General features: G+C 72.8%; 22 protein-coding genes and 1 pseudogene. 10 read left to right on the top strand and 13 right to left on the bottom strand.

Annotated features, from left to right (window positions below):
- Positions 1–165: 165 nt before the first annotated feature.
- The 5 genes and pseudogenes from AB0873_RS02170 to AB0873_RS02190 all read right to left on the bottom strand — a co-directional run.
- Positions 166–963 (bottom strand): annotated as a pseudogene (locus tag AB0873_RS02170) (IS5 family transposase); the annotation flags it as partial.
- A gap of 539 nt (positions 964–1,502) precedes the next feature.
- Positions 1,503–1,784 carry a hypothetical protein gene (locus tag AB0873_RS02175; RefSeq protein WP_366598060.1) on the bottom strand — a complete coding sequence of 94 codons (282 nt, stop codon included), beginning with the start codon at positions 1,782–1,784 and terminating at the stop codon, positions 1,503–1,505.
- Positions 1,785–1,793: 9 nt separating this feature from the next.
- Positions 1,794–2,006: a hypothetical protein gene (locus AB0873_RS02180; protein WP_366598061.1), complete on the bottom strand. Its 213-nt coding sequence runs from the start codon at positions 2,004–2,006 to the stop codon at positions 1,794–1,796.
- Between the two features lie 23 nt (positions 2,007–2,029).
- Positions 2,030–2,311 (bottom strand): hypothetical protein, encoded by a 282-nt coding sequence (locus AB0873_RS02185; protein ID WP_366598062.1) that lies wholly within the window; start codon positions 2,309–2,311, stop codon positions 2,030–2,032.
- The gene (locus AB0873_RS02190; RefSeq protein WP_366598063.1) at positions 2,302–2,499 is read right to left on the bottom strand and encodes a hypothetical protein; all 198 of its coding nucleotides are present in this window, start codon (positions 2,497–2,499) and stop codon (positions 2,302–2,304) included. The genes AB0873_RS02185 and AB0873_RS02190 overlap by 10 nt, the downstream gene beginning before the upstream one ends.
- Positions 2,500–2,900: 401 nt before the next feature.
- Between AB0873_RS02190 and AB0873_RS02195 the strand changes: the two genes are divergently transcribed.
- On the top strand, positions 2,901–3,959 hold the full coding sequence (locus AB0873_RS02195; RefSeq protein ID WP_366598064.1) for an ice-binding family protein: 1,059 nt from the start codon (positions 2,901–2,903) through the stop codon (positions 3,957–3,959).
- A 108-nt stretch (positions 3,960–4,067) separates the two neighbouring features.
- Here the strand turns inward: AB0873_RS02195 and AB0873_RS02200 are convergent, their stop codons facing one another.
- The 4 genes from AB0873_RS02200 to AB0873_RS02215 all read right to left on the bottom strand — a co-directional run bounded on the left by AB0873_RS02200 (position 4,068) and on the right by AB0873_RS02215 (position 5,994).
- Positions 4,068–4,925, bottom strand: coding sequence for an alpha/beta hydrolase (locus AB0873_RS02200; protein WP_366598065.1), 858 nt, complete (start codon positions 4,923–4,925; stop codon positions 4,068–4,070).
- The gene (locus tag AB0873_RS02205) at positions 4,925–5,377 is read right to left on the bottom strand and encodes a DUF1801 domain-containing protein (protein WP_366598066.1); all 453 of its coding nucleotides are present in this window, start codon (positions 5,375–5,377) and stop codon (positions 4,925–4,927) included. Before AB0873_RS02205 ends, AB0873_RS02200 begins: the two co-directional genes overlap by 1 nt.
- A gap of 156 nt (positions 5,378–5,533) precedes the next feature.
- Positions 5,534–5,782 (bottom strand): flavin reductase, encoded by a 249-nt coding sequence (locus AB0873_RS02210; protein ID WP_366598068.1) that lies wholly within the window; start codon positions 5,780–5,782, stop codon positions 5,534–5,536.
- Positions 5,782–5,994 carry a hypothetical protein gene (locus AB0873_RS02215; protein WP_155329980.1) on the bottom strand — a complete coding sequence of 71 codons (213 nt, stop codon included), beginning with the start codon at positions 5,992–5,994 and terminating at the stop codon, positions 5,782–5,784. Before AB0873_RS02215 ends, AB0873_RS02210 begins: the two co-directional genes overlap by 1 nt.
- A gap of 203 nt (positions 5,995–6,197) precedes the next feature.
- Here AB0873_RS02215 and AB0873_RS02220 point away from each other — a divergent pair, with 203 nt between their 5' ends.
- From AB0873_RS02220 to AB0873_RS02245, 6 genes are all read left to right on the top strand, one after another.
- Positions 6,198–6,944, top strand: a complete 747-nt coding sequence (locus AB0873_RS02220) for a DUF5753 domain-containing protein (RefSeq protein ID WP_366598281.1) — start codon at positions 6,198–6,200, stop codon at positions 6,942–6,944.
- Positions 6,932–7,126, top strand: coding sequence for a DUF397 domain-containing protein (locus tag AB0873_RS02225; protein ID WP_366598069.1), 195 nt, complete (start codon positions 6,932–6,934; stop codon positions 7,124–7,126). Before AB0873_RS02220 ends, AB0873_RS02225 begins: the two co-directional genes overlap by 13 nt.
- A 17-nt stretch (positions 7,127–7,143) precedes the next feature.
- On the top strand, positions 7,144–7,548 hold the full coding sequence (locus AB0873_RS02230; RefSeq protein WP_366598070.1) for an AraC family transcriptional regulator: 405 nt from the start codon (positions 7,144–7,146) through the stop codon (positions 7,546–7,548).
- A gap of 35 nt (positions 7,549–7,583) precedes the next feature.
- Positions 7,584–8,003 (top strand): VOC family protein, encoded by a 420-nt coding sequence (locus tag AB0873_RS02235; RefSeq protein WP_366598071.1) that lies wholly within the window; start codon positions 7,584–7,586, stop codon positions 8,001–8,003.
- Positions 8,004–8,106: 103 nt separating this feature from the next.
- Positions 8,107–8,712 carry a histidine phosphatase family protein gene (locus AB0873_RS02240; protein WP_366598072.1) on the top strand — a complete coding sequence of 202 codons (606 nt, stop codon included), beginning with the start codon at positions 8,107–8,109 and terminating at the stop codon, positions 8,710–8,712.
- Between the two features lie 30 nt (positions 8,713–8,742).
- A complete protein-coding gene (locus tag AB0873_RS02245; protein WP_366598073.1) occupies positions 8,743–9,156 on the top strand; it encodes an ASCH domain-containing protein in 414 nt (137 codons plus the stop codon).
- A gap of 107 nt (positions 9,157–9,263) precedes the next feature.
- Here AB0873_RS02245 and AB0873_RS02250 read toward each other — a convergent pair whose 3' ends face one another.
- Positions 9,264–9,926, bottom strand: a complete 663-nt coding sequence (locus AB0873_RS02250; protein ID WP_366598074.1) for a type 1 glutamine amidotransferase domain-containing protein — start codon at positions 9,924–9,926, stop codon at positions 9,264–9,266.
- A 72-nt stretch (positions 9,927–9,998) separates the two neighbouring features.
- Here AB0873_RS02250 and AB0873_RS02255 point away from each other — a divergent pair, with 72 nt between their 5' ends.
- The 3 genes from AB0873_RS02255 to AB0873_RS02265 all read left to right on the top strand — a co-directional run bounded on the left by AB0873_RS02255 (position 9,999) and on the right by AB0873_RS02265 (position 13,530).
- A complete protein-coding gene (locus AB0873_RS02255) occupies positions 9,999–10,883 on the top strand; it encodes a LysR family transcriptional regulator (protein WP_366598075.1) in 885 nt (294 codons plus the stop codon).
- Positions 10,884–11,069: 186 nt separating this feature from the next.
- The gene (locus tag AB0873_RS02260; RefSeq protein WP_366598076.1) at positions 11,070–11,840 is read left to right on the top strand and encodes an enoyl-CoA hydratase-related protein; all 771 of its coding nucleotides are present in this window, start codon (positions 11,070–11,072) and stop codon (positions 11,838–11,840) included.
- 118 nt (positions 11,841–11,958) lie between these two features.
- On the top strand, positions 11,959–13,530 hold the full coding sequence (locus tag AB0873_RS02265; protein WP_366598077.1) for a protein kinase: 1,572 nt from the start codon (positions 11,959–11,961) through the stop codon (positions 13,528–13,530).
- Between the two features lie 39 nt (positions 13,531–13,569).
- On the opposite strand, the gene AB0873_RS02270 is transcribed toward AB0873_RS02265, so the two are convergent.
- From AB0873_RS02270 to AB0873_RS02280, 3 genes are all read right to left on the bottom strand, one after another.
- Complete coding sequence (locus AB0873_RS02270; protein ID WP_366598078.1) at positions 13,570–14,013, bottom strand: HNH endonuclease; 444 nt, start codon at positions 14,011–14,013, stop codon at positions 13,570–13,572.
- A 324-nt stretch (positions 14,014–14,337) separates the two neighbouring features.
- Positions 14,338–15,885, bottom strand: coding sequence for an FAD-dependent oxidoreductase (locus AB0873_RS02275; RefSeq protein WP_366598079.1), 1,548 nt, complete (start codon positions 15,883–15,885; stop codon positions 14,338–14,340).
- Positions 15,886–15,923: 38 nt separating this feature from the next.
- Positions 15,924–16,406, bottom strand: a complete 483-nt coding sequence (locus AB0873_RS02280; RefSeq protein WP_366598080.1) for an MSMEG_6728 family protein — start codon at positions 16,404–16,406, stop codon at positions 15,924–15,926.
- Between the last annotated feature and the right edge of the window lie 29 nt (positions 16,407–16,435).

Here is a 16,435-nt window from a genome sequence, read left to right on the forward strand (position 1 = left end):
AGCCACGGCGAGCAGACACCGCGTCACCCTGCCCGCCACGGCGGTGGATGTCATGCCGCCACGCCGTCCACAACAGACCTTCTCAAACACGCTCTAAGAGGTCGCGCAGATAGGTGGGTTTCATGGTCGGCGGGTGGGGCGGGTGTTCCACCGGTACAGGATCTACGCCTGACGGATGAGGCTACGGATGGTGATGACGGCGTCGGCAAGGTCGAAGTAGGCGTTGATCACGTCTTCTTTGTGTTCGTAGCAGCGTTGTAGCCGGTTGAAGGCGTTGTGCCAGGCGTTCGTGCGCTCGACGTGCCACCGCTGGGTGGCCTGGACCGGGGCTTTGACGCCCTTGCGGGCGATCTCGCCGGTCAGCCTGCGGGCGGTGAGCAGGTCGCGGGTCTTCTGGGAGTCGTACCCGGCGTCCAGGTGCACGGTGATGGTGCCGGGCAGCGGGCCGAGGTCGTCGAGCCGGTTCAGGGTGGATTCCAGCAGCGGGGAGTCGTGGCGGTTGGCGCCGGCCAGGACGCGGCCCAGTGGGATGCCGCGGGCGTCGACCATGACCGAACGTTTCATGCCTTGCTTGCCGCGGTCGACCGGTGAACGGCCAGCGACCTCGCCACCGCCGGGCGCCTTGGTGATGCACCCATCGACGGCAAGGTCGTCCAGCAGCAGCCCGACGAGACGGTCGTAGGCGTTCAGCGCGATCGTCTTGAGCTGGGCGAACACGCCCAGGCGGATCCACTCGTCACGGCGGTTGCGGATCGTGGTGGCCGAGCAGGTCGAGTCGGCGATGCCCTGGTAGGAGCAGCCGAACCGCAGCACCTGCAGCAACTTGTCGAACACGATCCGGTCGGCGACCCGCCGGCGGTGACAGCCCAACGGATGGGTGGGATCGGTAGCGGGGCGGGGTGGCAGCAGCGCGGCGAACTGGTCCCACAAGGGGTCGCTCAGCCATGATGGGACAGCGGGCACAGGCGTTCCAGTGATCACTAGGCGTAGGAACCTTCATGATCACTGACGTCTGTGCCCACCTCCTACCCGGCTCATCCCCGCTGACCTATTTGCGCGCCCTCTGTAAGCGAGATGTCGCCGGTTCGATCCCGGCCGGGGGCTCCAACACCACCAGGCATGTCCTGACGGACGCTGCCCTAGCTCCGCCTAGCGCACCGGGCTAAAGTTGATCACATCCGATGGATCACAGGCACCGGACAACTCTGTCCGCGCCGCGGTGACGACGTTCGGATCGTCGGCCCACGCCGCGAACCCGTACACCAGCCTGCAACGCCGACTTCGGTGGCTCGTGGACCCAGGTCTCCGACGGCCACCGGTCGATCATCGCCGATGACGGCACCGACCTGGGCGACGTCTACCTGGATGTACAACAATGCGACCGGGTACAACTGCGTCACCATGATCAAGCTGCGGGTACGCGGCCACGGTCTCGCGTACCCGCAGCCAGCCCAGCCTTCCCAGGCCGGTCGCGCCCGCGGTTGATCACCCTGGTCAAAGTCCTAGCCAAAGCCCTGCTGCGCCGCCTCGCGCACCATCCGGTTGGCCGTGGCTGGCTCGTACCCGCTCGCTCGGAGCAGGTCACTCGCCGCTGTGCGAAGCTGGGTCACCATCGCGTCGGCGTACGACTTCAGGCCCCTTGCGCGGGCCTGGCCGGCCAACCGTGCGACGTCCAGAACTGCGTGGCGTGTCTGCTCGGGTGGCTGGCCGTGCCGGGTCTCCTCGCGTAGTAGCCGGAGCGCCTCGGCGAGCCGCTCCACGGCGGCAATGAGTTCCTCCGGCACCGGCTCGTCTTACTCGAGGCTGGTGGTGGCCCACCGGGCCAGCTCCCGGGACTCAAGCGTTACCCGGTCGAAATGCTCGCAGCCCCGCTCGTAACGCTTTACGTCGCGTCGGCGGCGCCAGCGCAACGGTGCGATGGTCACCACCTCCTCGGCGCCTGCCAGGGCCTCGTGCATCCGGGCGAGGTCCGGCTCCATACCGCGGAGTTGCTCAAGTGCCCGCATCGCGCGATCCCGGTCTCGTTGTCTCAGTGCGTGTGCGACCCCCCGAAGCTGCGCGTAGAGGGTCTCGACGATCGGTGCGCCGGCCGATCGAGCACGCGCATCGGGTTGATCGGCAGCAGCACCGCCACCACCCCCAACCCGACGACGCCGCCTACGACGGCGTCGAGGATCCGGGGCAACTCGAGGTCTCGTGTGGCTGGTGACAGCGTGGCGATCAGGACTGCGGTACTGCCGGCCTGGGCGACCAGCGCGCCGCTTCGTCCGGTGAGCAGCAGTGCGACGGCGATGGCCAGCGTCACCACCAAGCCGATCTGCCAAGGCCCGAACCGATGGCGAGCACCAGAAGATCGCTGGTCAACAGGCCCAGCCCGACGCCGAGCATCAGTTCGAACGTACGTCTGGCGCGCTGCCCGAGGGCGGCGACGATCGTGCCGACTGCCGCGCTCGGGGCGAAGACCGGCGCTGACCTGTCCAGCACCTCGTGGGCGATCACCCAGGACAGCGCGGCGGCAAGCCCGCACTGGACGGCGACGACCAGGATGATCTCGAGGTGTCGCAGCCGCAGCCTGCCGGCCGCACCGCCGCGGCGTCGGGCCTGCGCCGTGATGTCCTTGGCCTGCTCGGCGACGGTCCGGGGCCAAGCCGGTCGTCTCGATCAGCGGCCATGGCCGGGATTTACCCCGCGTGTTCCTCGCGAACCTCCGGGGCCGGGAGCCGACATTCCCGGCTGTTCCCGGTCGTCCCGTTTGCCGGGCGGCGAGGGGCGTCCAGCGGCTCCCGGGCCCGGTGCCGCAGGTTTGCCGGCGAGGTCGGCGGGGAGGCGGTAGCGCGGACCGGCCGCCGCGACGCGGACGGTTCGGATGCCATCACCGTCACAGCGAACGGATGCCAGCCATGACAAGCGACTTCGCACGCAACGCCGGCACGGGACTTCGCTTTGCCCGGTCGGCCTTCCTGGGGTCGAGTCTGGTCTTCGCCGGACTGGCCCCCACGCCTGCGGCGACCGCCACCGCGGCCGACGCGCCGGTCGACCTGAGGACGGCGGGCACCTACGCGGTCCTCGCCGACGATTCGGTGACGAACAGCGGGGACACCGTCGTCAACGGGGACCTCGGGGTGCACCCGGGCACGGAGGTGACCGGATTCCCGCCGGGCGTGGTGAACGGCCAGGTGAACGCGGGCAACGCCGCGGCGGAACGGGCGCAGTCCGACCTGACCACCGCGTACGAGGATGCGGCGGGACGACCGTCGAGCCGGACGGTCGGGCCGCAGCTCGACGGCCAGACGCTCACTCCGGGGGTGTACCGGGCGTCGGCGGACGCGAATCTGGACGGCACGCTCACGCTGGACGCGCAGGGCAACGCCGGCGCGGTCTTCATCATCCAGGTGGACTCCGGCCTGACCACCGCGCAGAACAGTGACGTGCGGGTTGTCAACTCGCCCGGACCGGCCTGCAACATCTTCTGGACGGTTGGCGACTCCGCCAACCTGGGCACCAACACGTCCTTCGTCGGCCGGATCATGGCCGTCAACGCGGTCACCCTCGAATCCGCCGCGAAGATCGAGCAGGGCGGGGCCCTGAGCCGTGACGGTGCGGTCACGCTGGACACCAACGCGGTCGACCGGTCCAACTGTGCGGCACCGGCGGCGCCGACCCGGGCGCCGAGCCCGACCAGCCCGACGCCGGCGCCGACCGTGAGCCCGACGTCGCCGAGCCCGAGCCCGACGACGCCGCGCCCGACCCGGACCACGCCGAGCCCGACGTCGCCGACGCCGAGCCCGACCACGCCGAGCCCGACCGGCACGACGCCGAGCCCGACGACGCCGAGCCCGACGACGCCGGAGCCGGACGAGACGGAGCCGGAGACCGCCGCGCCCGGGCCGGACCTGACGGTCCCGGGGGCACCGGAGACAGAGGTCCCGCCGGAGGCGGCGGGCACTGACAATGGGTGATCCGCCCGACCGGAGCGGCGTCCCAGCGGGCGCCGCTCCGGTCACGGCGGACGTTTCTGCGCGTACCCCGAGGGGTACGGGCGTCGCGGCTGCCGTGGGCAGCAGGCGTCAAGTGGCGGTGAGAACCTGGCGCAGGGTGACGGCGAACGCGTCCGGGTCGCCCTGCATGCCGAACTCCCCGCTCATGAAGCCGCCGTGGTGGCTGGGAAACGTGACCGCCGTGCTGCCGAGCCGCTCGGCGACGGCCAGCCCCGCCCGGTGGGCCAGCTCGCCCGCGGACGCGGCGCCGACACCCACCACGATGCGGGTCGGCGCCGCCCGCAGGGCGTCGAAGTCGGGCTTGTAGTGCGTGCAGGTCATGATGTTCTGGCCGAACATGGGGTCGCCGCGGGTGCCGTCGTCCTCACTCGGCAGCCCGAGGTCGGCCGGGGACGGCGCGGTCCGCTCGGCGAACCCCGCCGGGAGCGGGCCCCGATGGCTGACGACCGCGATGAACTTCGCCATCGCCGGGCCGAAGCCCTCCCGGTCGTACGTCCGGCGGATGTCCACGACCGCCGCCAGCGCCTCCTCCCGGTCGGGCAGCACCTGGGCGGCGGGCGGCTCGTGTGCCACCAGGGTGCGCACCTGCTCCGGGTGCCGGGCCACCAGCGCGAGCGCGTTCACCGCGCCGCCGCTGCTGGCGAAGATGTCGACCGGTCCACCGCCGAGCGCGTCGATCAGCCGGTGCAGGTCGTCGGCGTGCTGCTCGGGCGTCGACTCGGCGCCGTCGTCCGTCCGCTCGCTCCGGCCGATCCCGCGCGGGTCGTACGTCACCACCGTGCGGTCGCCGAAGTGCTCCGCCAGGCTGGCGAAGCCGCTGGCCGCCATCGGTGACCCGATCATCAACAGGGTCGGCTCGCTGGTCGCCTCGGCCTCGCGGACGCCGTAGTGCAGGACGGCGCCGGGCACGTCGAGGGTGTGCGGCATCAGTCGCCCTGCCTGTCGTGGGACGCCCGGTCGACGCCCTTGTGGACGCGTACGGTGCGCTCGACGAGCTCACGTAGCGCGCCCTCGTCGACGTTGTCGAGCCGCTTGAGGTAGAGGCAACCCTTGCCGGTCTTGTGCGGACCGAGCCGGGTGAGCAGCGCCGGGTAACGCTCCTCGTAGCCGCCGACCAGGTAGACGACGAGCTGCTGCTTGCGCGGCGAGAAGCCGACCAGCGGCCAGTCACCCGTGCGCCCGCTCTCGTAGGTGTAGCGGTAGCTGCCGAAGCCGACGATGCTCGGCCCCCACATCACCGGCGGCTCACCGGTGATGTCGCGCAGGATCCCGCACAGGCGGAGCGCGTCGGCCCGCCGGCGCTCGTCGGGAACCGCCGCGAGGAACTCGTCGACGCTGGCGTCGGTCGGCACGGTCACCGGCTGCTTCGATGTGGCCACGACGGCGATGCTGCCACGCCGGTACGACATCCGCCCGGATTCGTCCGCAGCAGCGACGGCAGCCGGTCAGGGAGCACCGGCGGCGGTGCGCGGCCCACCGATCTTGGAGGAATCCGGCCCCTGGAGGGGCTCGATTCCTCCAAGATCTCCAAGCGGTCAGTCCCGGGCGCGGGCCCAGCCGGTGAAGCGCTCCGCGAGGCGGGCCGGCGGGACGTCGTGGTCGAGCGCGGCGAGCTGTTCGGCCGCCTCGACCTGAAGGGTGGCGAGGTAGATCAGCAGGGCGGCCCGGTCATGGCGGTACTCACCGAGGAGCCGTAGCTTCGCCGGCGAGCACGGCCAGGCGATCCCGCAGGCGACGCACCGCCAGGTCGGCCGGGACGGCACGTGCTCGGGGCGGCGCGGCATCAGGGCCGGGCCTCGTCGCGGGCCCACGGCAGGGCCGCCGGCACGGGGAAGGGCCAGGCCCGGAACACGACCGTCCCCGCGCCCTTCCAGCACTCGTGCGGGCCGTCGTGCCCGGGGACGAGATTGCAGGTCGCGCGCCAGCGTCCCGCGCCGTCGACCGCACCGCAGATCTTCCCGAGTACGCGGGCCGCGTCGTAATCCGCAAGACTCACGAGCCTGCCGCCTCCCTCGTCGGTTGGAGGGGCCGCCCCACCCGTCCTGCCGGGGCGGCCCCGCGACTGGACGCGACCGCCGGGCTTCGGGTGCCTCCACCGGCCGCGCCGTCCACAAAGAACCCTGCACACTGTTGCCGACCGGATACACAGCGTTGCAGGATGTGTTCGGGACGTTCGGGATGAAGGAGGGCCGCCAGGGGATGAACCGGTTGGTGATGGTCGCCATGACGGAGGCAGGGGAGACGGCCGAGAGCCTTGCTGCGCAGGTTGGCGTGGACCCGAAGACCGCACAGCGTTGGGTGACCCACGGACGGATACCGCAGACCCGGCACCGCGCCCAGGTGGCGTCGATCCTCGGAAAGGACGTCCTGGAGCTGTGGCCGGACGCGCTCAAGCGACGCGAGCCGGCCTGGTTCCGGCCCTGGACAGACATCGAGCGCGAGGCGACGGGGCTTCGGTGCTATGAGTCAGCCGTCATTCCGGGCCTGCTACAGACTGAGGCATACGCACAGGCGGTACTCACGAGCGGACCGTTGGCGGCTGACGCGGCCGTTTATGTGGAAACGAGACTACGCCGTCAGGCCGATGTCTTCGACCGGCCGCGACCGCCCCTGACCGTGTTTGTGATCGATGAAGCAGCTCTGCGGCGAGGGGATCCCGAAGTCATTCATCCACAGCTCGACCACCTGATCGCGATGGCGAAGCGCCCGAGCGTCATGGTGCATGTCCTGCCACTCACTGCGGGGCTTCACCCGGGCCAGGCGGGGCCGTTCGTCATCGCGACCAACGGCGACGGCGAAGACGTCGGCTATCTCGATGATCAGGCGGCGGGGCGCATCACGAATGAGGTTGCCGCCCTCTGGGCGGTCTGGGATACCGTGAGGTCGGTTTCACTTCCGCGAGACCAGTCCATCGATTTCTTGCGAGCACGAACATGGCTGACCTGACCCGCGCCCGTTGGCACAAGAGCAGTCGCAGCAGCTCGAACGGCGGCAACTGCGTCGAGGTCGCCGACAACCTGCCTGGCGTCGTTCTCGTGCGCGACACGAAGGACCGCGACGGCGGCACCCTGGCCTTCGCGCCGGCCGCCTGGCGGGCCTTCGTCGCCCGGGTCGCCGAGCGTGCCTGAGCCGGCCCCGAAAATACGTGAGCAGGGCCACCGAGGAGACCAACCGGGCGATGCTGCGCGCCCGCGACGCCATGGACCGGGCGTACGCGGACCCACTCGACATCCCCGCCCTCGCGAAGATCGCGTACGTCTCCGAGGCGCACTTCATCCGGACCTTCCGGGCGACGTTCGGCGAGACCCCGCACCGCTACCTGCAGCGCCGGCGGGTGGAGCGGGCCATGGACCTGCTCCTGAACACCGCGCAGGGCGTGACGGACATCTGCTACGCCGTCGGCTTCAGCAGCCTCGGCACGTTCAGCCGGACGTTCCGGCAGATCGTCGGCGAGTCGCCCACCGACTTCCGCAAGCGGCGGACGGCGCCGGCCGCACTGGTGCCGAGCTGCTTCACCAAGGCCTGGACCCGGCCCAGCAGTTTTGGATAAGCAGCAGGTCAGGGGCGACCACTAGCGTTCCCGGCATGACGATGAACGCGATTTCCCGCTCCCAGATCTACGTCCTCGACCAGGACGAGGCGCTCGACTTCTACGTCGGCAAGCTCGGCCTGGAGGTCAACACCGACCAGGACCTCGGCTTCATGCGCTGGCTGACGGTCAACGTGCCCGGCGACCCGCAGCGCGAGATCCTGCTGGAGAAGCCCGGCCCACCGAACCTCGACCCGGCCACCGCCGAGCAGGTCCGCGAGCTGCTCACCAAGGGCGCGGCGGGTGGCTTCCTCTTCATGACCACCGACGACGCCCACAAGACGTACGAGGACCTGGTCGCCAAGGGCGTCGACATCACCGACGAGCCGATGGAGCGGCCGTACGGCATCGACTTCGGCATCCGCGACCCTTTCGGCAACAAGATCCGCATCGGCCAGATGTTCGCCCGGAGCTGAGCACGACGGACGAGGCGATCAGCGTCGCCCGGCCGCTGCGGGCCACGGCATGATCGGAAGGCGCGGCGCGGGGCCGTGCCTTCCGGCGTGACGGGGTGAGGGTGTGGCGAGCCGACTGCTGTTGCTGGCCCGGCACGGGGAGCCGGAACAGCCCACCGACGCCGCCGGACTGTCCGTGCGGGGCCGGCGGCAGGCGTTGCTGCTCGGCGAGCGGCTGCGGGAGGCGTCCCTCGACGCCGTTCACCACGGCCCGCTGCCCCGGGCCGCCGAGACGGGCGGGCTGGTCGCCGCGGCCCTGCCCGGGGTGCCGGTGCACGTCACCGACCTCGCCGGGGACCACCTGCCGCACGACACCGACCCGGCCGGGCTGCCGCCGTCGTACGCCCGGTTCCTGGACGGTTTCCCGCCGGCCGAGCGGGCCGACGGGCCGCGGGTGACGGCGGCGGCCGTGCGGCGGTTCGCCCGGCCGCCGGTCGAGGGGGACGTCCGCGAACTGGTGGTCACCCACGCGTTCCTGATCGCCTGGCTGGTCCGGGAGGCCCTGGACGCCCCCGCCCCGCGGTGGCTCGGGCTGAACCCGCAGCACTGCGGGCTGACCGCCATCCGCTACGTCGACGGGTTGCCGCCCCGGCTGGTCGCCTTCAACGACGTGGCGCACCTGCCGCCCGAGCTGCGGGGCACCGGGCTGCCGCCGGAATACCGGGTGTGACGGGGCGTCGGCACCGCTAACGTCCCGCCCATGTCCGAACTGCCCAAGGCCGAGTTCGCCTTCCCCGGCCCGCTGCGGGAGCGGCTGGTCGCCGCGATCCTGTCCGGCGCGAAGACCACCACGACGGGGCTGTTGGTCGGGTACGAGCACGACGGCGAGCCGCTGCCCGTGGCCGGTGGTCGCTCCGTCGTCGTTGACTCGGCCGACCGTCCGGTGGCGGTGATCGAACTGACCGACGTGCGGGTGCTGCGCCTCGGCGACGTCGACCTCGCGCACGCGCGGGACGAGGGCGAGGGGTTCGAGACGGTCGCCGACTGGCGGACCGGGCACGAGGAGTTCTGGCACGGCGCGGAGTTCCGTGACTTCCTCGGCGACCCGGACTTCACCGTCGACGATGACACCCTCGCGGTGGCCGAGCGGTTCCGGGTGGTCGAACGGCTCTGACACCTGACGGAGTCGACGCCGCACCTTCCCGGAAAGTGCGGCCTTCGCGGACGGAATGGCCGCTCTTTCCGGGAAAGTGCTCCCACGGAGGACCCGCGGGACGCGGGTCAGCCCGCCGGGACGGCCGTCACCACCGCTTCGGCCAGCGCGCGGGCGGACTGCGGGTTCTGGCCGGTCACCAGGCGGCCGTCGACGATGACCTGCTCGGTCCAGTTCGGGGCGGGTACGTGCGTGGCGCCGGCCTCGGTGAGCTTGTCGGCGAGCAGGAACGGCACCTCGTCGGTCAGCCCGACGGCGGCCTCCTCCTCGTTGGTGAAGCCGGCCACCCGCTTGCCGGCCACCAGGTGGGAGCCGTCCGAGAGGCGCAGGTTCACCAGGGCGCTGGGCCCGTGGCAGACCGCCGCGACGACACCGCCGCGCTCGTAGATCGAGGCGGCGATCCGGGCCAGGTCCGGGTCGTTCGGGAAGTCCCACATGGTGCCGTGGCCGCCCGCGAACATGATGACGTCGTACCCGGTCGGGTCGACCTCGGCCGCCTTCGGCGTGTTCTCGACGCCGGCGGTGGCGAGGAAGGCGTTCTGGGTGGCGTCGTCCGGGTCGTGGCCGTCCACCGGCGGCTGACCGCCGGCCACGGAGACGAGGTCGACGTCCCATCCGGCGGCCCGGAACACCTCCCACGGTTCGGCGGCCTCACCGACGTAGAAGCCGGTCTCCCGGCCGGTGTTCCCGAGCTGGCGGTGACTGGTCAGGGCGATGAGTGCACGAGTCATGCCGACCATGCTGGCGCGCCGATCCATAGCTGACCAATAGGCGAAGGGTGCCACTGCGATAGGTTTCCTGATGTGAAGGTCTCGCTCGACCTGCTCCGCAGCTTCCTCGCCGTCCACCGCACCGGGTCGGTCACCGGCGCGGCGCACCTGCTCGGGCTCGCCCAGCCGACCGTCACCGCGCAGCTCCGGGCGCTGGAGGAGGCCGTGGGCCGGCCGCTCTTCGACCGCCGGCCCCGAGGAGTGGCCCCGACGGCCGCCGGGGACGAGCTGGCGAGACGGGTCGCCGAGCCCCTGGACCGGCTCGACGAGGTGCTGGCCGCGGACCCGGCCGAGCCGTACCCCCGGACGGTCTTCCTCGGCGGGCCGGCCGAGTTCCTCGCCGAGCGGGTCCTGCCGGCGCTCGCGGGGCTGGTCGCCGACGGGCTGGAACTGCGGGTCACCGCCGGCCTGCCCGAGCGGCTGGCCGACGACCTCGCCGCCGCCCGGCTCGACCTCGCGGTGACCAGCGTCCGCCCGCGCCGGCGCGGGCTGACCACCGAGCCGCTGTACGACGAGGAGTTTGCGCTGGTCGCCGCCCCGGCCTGGCGGGACCGGCTGCCGACCCCGGTCACCCCGTCCGCGCTGCGGGAGGTGCCGCTGGCCGCGTACGCCGAGGAGGCGCCGATCCTGCGCCGCTGGTGGCGTACCGTCTTCGACACCCGGCTGACCCGTACGCCCGACCTGGTGGTGGCCGACCTGCGCGCGGTGCTCGGCGCGGTGGTGGCGGGTGCCGGGGCGAGCGTGCTGCCGACGTACCTGTGCGACCGGCACCTGGCCTCCGGCGAGCTGGTGGCGCTGCTGCGACCGGCCGTGCCCCCGCTCAACACGCTCTTCCTCGCCACCCGCCCCCAGGCGGCCGGCCGGCGCGAGGTCCAGGCGGTACGCCGGACGCTGCTGGCGGCGGCCGCCGACTGGTGACGTGGCCGCGAGCGCGATCCAACCCGGCGGGCTTCCCGCCATGCCGGGGCACGGAGTGGATCCAACCGGACGGCCGGGGGCGGGCGAACCCTGCGTGACGGGCGCCACTCGCCGCGCCCGGGGCGGAGTCCGCGCCGATATGGTCGCCGCACCGGGCCGGTGGTGACCCGGGCGGGCGGAGGGAGAGTGGCGGTGGCGGACGCGGAACTCCTCGTCGAGGTGACCGGCGCGGTGGCGACGGTGGTGATCCACAACCCGGCCCGGCGCAACGCGATGACCGCGGCGATGTGGCGGCAGCTTCCGGTGCTGATGGACAGCCTGGAGGCCGACCCGGCCGTGCGGATCCTGGTGCTCACCGGCGCGGACGGCACCTTCTGCGCCGGGGCGGACCTCGGCGACCTCGACGAACTGCTCGACGCCGGTGACGCGAGCATCGCCGTCGAGGCCGAAGAGCGGCTGGCCGCCTTCGCCAAGCCGACCGTCGCCGCGATCCGGGGCGCCTGCGTGGGTGGCGGGTGCCAGCTCGCCGTCGCCTGCGACCTGCGGATCACCGCCGACGACGCGCGGTTCGGCGTACCGCCGGCGCGGCTCGGCCTGGTCTACCCGGCGCCCACCACCCGGCGGCTGGCCCGGCTGGTCGGGCCGTCCGCCGCGAAGCACCTGCTCTTCACGTCGGAGCTGATCGACACCGACCGGGCGCTGCGGATCGGCCTGGTCGACGAGGTGCTGCCCGCCGACCGGCTGACCGCCCGGGTGGACGAGATCACCGCCGCGGTGGCGGCGCGGTCGCAGCTCACCGTCGCCGCCGCCAAGGAGATCGTCGACGGCCGCGCGGACGCCGACCGGATCGCCTGGTGGCACGGGCAGGTCCGGGCCAGCGGCGAGGCCCGCGAGGGCGTGGCCGCCGCCAACGAACGCCGCCCGGCCCGTTTCACCTGGACGCCGCCGGTCGCCTGACCGCGTCACGGCGTCCGCCGCCGACAAGGCGGTCCACACTGGACCGTCGACTTTGATCGACACCGGTCGACGCGATCCGGTCGTGCCATACGACGGCGGCCATGGCAGGCTGTCCACCGTGCAGCGTGATCAGTTGCTCGCGGGCCGCTACCGCCTGACCGATCGTCTCGGCACGGGCGGGATGTCGACCGTCTGGCGGGCCCACGACGAGGTGCTGGAACGGGACGTGGCGGTCAAGGTCCTCACCGCTGCCGACCCGGCCGCCCGGTGGAGGATCCGCGCGGAGGCGAAGGCCGCGGCCCGGATGTCGCACCCCAACCTCACCAACGTGTACGACTTCGGGGAGTCCCCGCTCGACGGGGACCAGGTGCCCTTCGTCGTCATGGAACTGCTCACCGGCACCACGCTCGCGCGGCGTCTCACCACCGGTCCGCTGCCGCCGCGGGACGCGCTGCGGGTGTGCGCGGACGTGGCCGCCGGCCTCGCCGCGGCACACGCCCAGCACCTGGTGCACCGGGACGTGAAGCCCGAGAACGTGATGTTGACCCCGACCGGGGCCAAGATCCTCGACTTCGGCATCGCCGCCGCCGTCGGGCAGCCCGAGATCGACGTGGAGGGGCGACTCCTCGGGACCCCGGCCTACACCGCACCCGAGCGGCTCGACGCGGGGGAGGTGCTGTCCGCCGCCGACGTGTACGCGCTCGGCCTGCTGGTCCACCACGTGCTCGTCGGCCGGCTGCCGTGGCGGCGGAAGACTCGGACCGGGTTCCTGCGTGCCCACGCGTACGACGAGCCGGGGCCGCTGCCCCACGTCGACGGGATCCCGTCGGAGGTCGGCCGCCTCTACCGGCAGTGCCTGGCGAAGAACCCCGCGGACCGGCCAGCCGCCGCGGAGGCGGCGCGCATCCTGACCGGGGCGCTGCTCCGGATGCCCGGACCCGAGACGGGCGACGCCGCGGAGGAGACGCCCTCCGCCGTGGCCCCGCCGGCCGGTCCCGCCCTACGACCGCTGGTGACCGCGCAGGAGGGGCGCCCGGCGACGCCAGGACGCCGGACCCGGTACGGCACCCGCCTCCTCGTCGCGATCGCCGCGGCTGTGCTCGGCGCGGTGGCGCTCGCCGGCACGCTCGGCAGCCCCGCGTTCCGGCGGCCCGGCACGGTCGAGGAGCCGGAGACCGGTCTCGGTACGAGCGGCACGTCGAGCGTGGCGTTGCCGGTCACCGGCGACGTGCCCCGGCCGCCCAGCCGGTCCGGCGCACCGGCGGCGTCCCCGGCGGCCCGGTCCACGCCGGCGCCGATCGCCACCGCCGTCCCGGGCGCCGGCTCAACACCCACCGGTGGTGCGGCGAGCACCCCGTCGACCGGGGGTCCGTCCCCGACCGAGGGCCCGTCCCCCACCGAGGTCGCGACGCGCGGCGGCACCGTCTCGGTCCGCTGCGACCGGAAGGCGGCGCGAATCGTGGACGTCGTCCCGGCAGCCGGCCACCAGCTCGGGCGGTACGAGCCCGGTCCGGCGCGGCAGGTGGGGGTCGAGCTGGTGGCCAATGGCAGCCGCAGCGTCGTCACCGCCCGGTGCACCAACGGCCGGCCGGTGACCCGGGTGCGGGAGGACCCTCCGGTGACCGAGCCGGACCAGTCGGACCGGGCGGCCACCGGAGGGCGGCCAGCGGGTGCCGCGCCGAGGTCGTAGCCTCCCGACGCGGCCCCCCGTACCCCGCCGGCCGGTTCGTCACCGCCCCGCGAGCGACGCCCACGTCGGGGTCACCGGCTCGCGCCGCAGCGGCATGCGCGCCTCGGCGGGCGTCCGGTCACCCTTGCGCTGGTTGCACTCGTAGCAGGCGGCGGTCGTGTTCCGCCACGTGTTCCGGCCGCCACGCGAGCGGGGCAGGATGTGGTCGATGGTGCCGGCCGGGCCGCCGCAGTACGCGCAGCCCCGGCCGTCCCGCCGCAGCACCCCGGCCCGAGACCAGGCGGGGCCGGCGCTGAACCGCCAGCGGGTCACCACGTACCGGACGAGCCGTACCACCCGGGGAACCGGGAACACCCCGATCACCCGGTCCGGCTCGGCCTCGTGGATCTCGGCGACCCGGCGGCAGAGCATCCGGATCGCGTGCTGGACGGTGACCCGGTGCAGCGGGCCGAGGTCGGCGTTGACGACGAGGACGGCGTTCACCGGTATCTCCCTCCCTGACTGGCGGTCCCCCCGGACGACGGAGCCGCCCGGTCCTGCTGCGGCGGACGGGCGGCTCGACGTGGGTATGCGTCAGTCGGGCCGGCCACCTCCACCGGCACGGCAACCGTCGCCGGGCGGCGCCGACGGCACACGGCTGACGTGCGACATCGACATGAACAGCTCCCGCGGCGGTGGTTGACCTTGCGCGATCACGGTAGGGGTGGCCGGTGACCCCCGGCAACGCATTTCGATCTCACTCCCGCCACCCAGGCACGTTGATCATGAAGTTGGCGGGTGATTTGGAGATCAACTCACCCGCCAACCTCATGATCGACGGGGTGGTTGCGGGGCGCGGCGGGCCAGTAGGCCGCGCGGGCGGATCGAGTGGACCGGCTCCGCCGCCCCGCCCTCGGCCCGCAGGATGTGGTTCGCCGCGATGACGCCGGTCGCCGCGGACCGCTCCATGAGGGCGCTCGGGAAGTCCGTGCGGATCCCGTCACCGGCCAGGTGGAGACCGTCGGCGTCGGTGCGGACGCCCGGCCGCCACACGTTGCTCCCCGGAACGAAGGCCGGTGCCTGCGCCTCGACGCGGGCCCGCAACTCGCGGATCCGCAGCCGGGCCGCCTCCGGCCACAACGTGCCCAGCTCGGCCCACATCCGCTCCGCCAACTCCCGGGCGGGCACGCCCGGATCACAGGCGTACGCGTGCAGCTCCACCACTGACCCGCCGGTGCGTACGGCCCAGCGGCGGGATTCGTTCTCCAACCGGTGGTAGAGCGTCACCGAGTCCAGGGTGGCCCGCCGGGACACGCCGCTGAACACCGCCCGCCCCGGATCCACGTCCCCGTCGCACCAGTAGCGCGCCACCGCGTACGGCGGACCGGGCCGGCCGAAGACGGGCATCCGCGCCACCAGCTCGGGAGCGGCCTCGACGAGCGCCGGGGAGGCCGCGACCAGCGCGGCGAGTGCCGGCGGGTCGAGAGCGAGCACGACGTGGCGGGCGTCGTACGCCCCGCCGGTGGTCTCCACCCGCCAGCCGGCGGCGTCGCGGTGCAGCCCGGTGGCCGCGGTGCCGGTGACGATCCGGCCGCCGTGCTTCTCGACGTGGCGGGCGAGCGGCTGCCAGATGGCGGTGGCGTAGTCCTCGTCGGGGCAGTCGAAGGCGAGCCCTTCAGGGTTGCCGAGCAGGTAGAAGTGGAACTGCGCGATCATCTCGGCGGCCGACATCTCCGCCTCGTGGTTGAAGAACGAATGGGAGAAGACCTCGAAGAGCATCGCCCGCGCCCGGTCCGGCAGCTTGAGCGAGGTGAGCAACTCGTCGGCGGTGATGTCGTCGAAGTCGGCGTACGTGCGCACCGGATCGTAGGTGAGCAGCGGCAGCGCGGCGTCCCGATCCATCCGGCGCAGGTCGGTGAGGCGCAGGCTGGGGCTGCGCACCAGGAGGGTGAGCAGGTTCGCCGGGGGAGCGGGCGGGAGCCGGCCGAACTCCTCCGTGGGCCAGTCGGCGGAGAGGACCGGGTAGCCGGGGATCGGTTTGAGGAAGCCCAGCGCCGGGTCGATTCGGCGGAGGATCGACCGCCAGTTGTAGTACTGCCGGAAGAACGCGTGGAACCCGTGCTCGTTCATCTGGCTGCCGTCAGGCAGGGACTCCGGCCAGGCGCCGAGCCGGCCGCCGAGGGTGGGGGCCGCCTCCAGCACGGTGACCGGCACGCCGCGCTCGGCCAGCACCACGGCCGCCGACATGCCGGCGATCCCGCCGCCGACCACGACGGCCGGGACCGGGTGCGGCACGCGGGGCGCGCCACCGCCGCCGGGGTCGACCAGGTGCCGGCGTACGCCGATGAGCCGGCCGACCACTTGCGACACCGCCATGCGCCCAATTCTGCCCGAAGTGAAAGGAAGGGGCCCTTTCACCTCAGGCAGCGGCGCTCGCGGTCGGAGGCGGGCCAGACGTACTCGAGGTCGGGGGGGACGTCGTCGCCGAAGATCGGGCGGTAGTGCCCGGGGTCCTTGCGCAGCAGGGACGAGCGGTGGCTGAGGTGCAGGTCCTCGCGGCCCAGCCAGGGCGGCAGTTCGCCGGCCTCCGCCAGCTCGTCCTGGCTGCGGATGCGGGTGATGCCGCACGCGTCGGCGAGGTCGGTCGTCATCGTGGCGGCGCAGGTGTCCGCCCGGCCGGGCTCGGACCAGACCGCGCACATGTCCAGCCCGTACCGGGTCAGCGCCTCCTCGTACCCGGCCCACATCTTCACCGCCGGGTGATTGCGCCAGCCGTACGTCGGCCGGGTGAGGCCCCGTAGCACCTGGATGGTCTCGACGCGCTGCTTGCCGAGTCGCTTCTGGTCCAGCACCCGGGCGCTCGCTACGAAGTCCGGATACGGGAGGAATGTCTGCATGCCGGTGCTCTACCCGCCGTGAAGTCGGA

Source organism: Micromonospora sp. NPDC047707, assembly GCF_040704235.1.
GTDB lineage: Bacteria > Actinomycetota > Actinomycetes > Mycobacteriales > Micromonosporaceae > Micromonospora.